This is a genomic window from Micromonospora sp. NPDC049580, from assembly GCF_040675595.1.
In the GTDB taxonomy this organism is placed as follows: Bacteria; Actinomycetota; Actinomycetes; order Mycobacteriales; family Micromonosporaceae; genus Micromonospora.
Map to the genome: position 1 here is coordinate 1 of NZ_JBFAPG010000807.1, position 1,344 is coordinate 1,344.

Here is a 1,344-nt window from a genome sequence, read left to right on the forward strand (position 1 = left end):
GGCAACGACAGCGAGAACAGTGAGTAACCAGTGAGCTTGGAAAAGTCTCAATATCGTCTGATTTCCTCGCCGCCGAGGGCGTCGTGATCACCCAGCCCACGGCCGGTCAGTTCAAGGGCTTCAGCCCGATCTGTACGCACCAGAACTGCCCCGTGACGAACGTCGACGGCGGCACCATCAACTGCACCTGCCACAACAGCAAGTTCTCGATCGAGGACGGCTCGGTGAAGGCCGGCCCGGCCACCAAGCCGCTGCCGCCGAAGGACATCAAGGTGACCGGGGACCAGATCTCCCTCGCCTGACCCGCGCGGCTCGACGGCTTGATCGACTCGCGTTCCATGAAGTCGGGGTGTCGGTAGGCATCGGACACCCCGACTTCCCGGAAACCGAGTGGATCAAGTGCTCGCGGTGGGTGTCGGGGGTGCGGACTAGGCTTGTCGACGTGGCTGACCCCTCGACCTACCGTCCCGCACCCGGCACCATCCCGGAGTCACCGGGGGTCTACCGCTTCCGCGACGGCACCGGCCGGGTGATCTACGTCGGCAAGGCGAAAAACCTGCGCAGCCGGCTCAACTCCTACTTCGGCGACGTGTGGAACCTGCACGAGCGCACCCGGCAGATGGTCACCACCGCCGAGTCGGTGGACTGGATCACCGTCGGCACCGAGGTCGAGGCGCTCCAGCAGGAGTTCACCTGGATCAAGCAGTACGACCCCCGGTTCAACGTCCGCTACCGCGACGACAAGTCGTACCCCTATCTCGCCGTCACCCTTGACGAGGAGTACCCGCGACTCCAGGTGATGCGCGGCGCGAAGCGCAAGGGTGTGCGCTACTTCGGTCCGTACTCGCACGCCTGGGCCATCCGGGAGACCCTCGACCTGCTGCTGCGGGTGTTCCCCGCGCGCACCTGCTCGGCCGGCGTGTTCAAGCGGGCCGGCCAGGTCGGTCGTCCCTGCCTGCTGGGCTACATCGGCAAGTGCTCGGCGCCGTGCGTCGGCACCGTCTCCGCCGACGAGCACCGTGCGATCGTCGACGGCTTCTGCGACTTCATGGCCGGGCGCACCGACACCATGGTCCGCAAGATCGAGCGCGAGATGACCGAGGCGAGCGAGCACCTGGAGTTCGAGCGGGCCGCCCGGCTGCGCGACGACGTGGCCGCCCTGCGCCGGGCCATGGAGAAGCAGACCGTGGTGCTCGGCGATGGCACCGACGCCGACGTGGTCGCGTTCGCCGACGACCCGCTCGAGGCGGTCGCATCAGTCGAGGTTGAACCACCGGTCACGGCACGGTCCGCACCGCGCGGGCTCGCGGGACCGGGCCACCATGTGGTCAGCCAATCAAGATC

General features: G+C 67.3%; 1 protein-coding gene and 1 pseudogene. Both read left to right on the forward strand.

Annotation, left to right across the window (positions count from 1 at the left end):
- Window positions 1-68 precede the first annotated feature (68 nt).
- A pseudogene (locus AB0J68_RS32230) lies at window positions 69-302 on the forward strand (Rieske (2Fe-2S) protein); the annotation flags it as partial.
- A 140-nt stretch (window positions 303-442) separates the two neighbouring features.
- Window positions 443-1,344, forward strand: a 902-nt coding sequence (uvrC, locus tag AB0J68_RS32235) for an excinuclease ABC subunit UvrC (RefSeq protein WP_363942675.1), incomplete at its 3' end; no start/stop codon positions are given.